This window comes from Pseudaeromonas sp. HNCC25DJ180 (assembly GCF_055413345.1).
Genome location: NZ_JBVAYF010000051.1, coordinates 1 through 346, shown reverse-complemented (window position 1 = coordinate 346; position 346 = coordinate 1). Strand labels below are relative to the sequence as shown.

Here is a 346-nt window from a genome sequence, read left to right as displayed (position 1 = left end):
CACCGCCCAGGTCGGTCACCGTCAGCGCGAAGCTATCAATAATCGGCTGGCCATTGGGGTGACTCAAGACGCTCGGGTCATAGCTGTAACTGACGGTGCCGGTGGCCGCATCAAAGCCGCTGAGCTTGAGTACGCCATCCGCTGTGGTCAGTACCAGTGGCTGGTTCACCAGGTTAGCCAGTTGACTGGCGCTCAGCTCCTGACCAGCAATGGTCAGCGACTTCAGGCCGTCCGGCGCCGTGATGGTAAAGCTGCCACTGGTGGCGGCCGCCGCTTCGGAGACCGTCCAGTCTGTGGCGTTGGCGCTACCATCCAGGTCCGGAATGGTGATGACCGGCGGGCCATC

Annotated in this window: 1 protein-coding gene; it reads right to left on the bottom strand. The window is 62.7% G+C overall.

The annotated features are described in order from the left end of the window. Positions 1-346, bottom strand: a 346-nt coding sequence (locus ACZYTD_RS17220; protein ID WP_463893925.1) for a hypothetical protein, incomplete at both ends; no start/stop codon positions are given.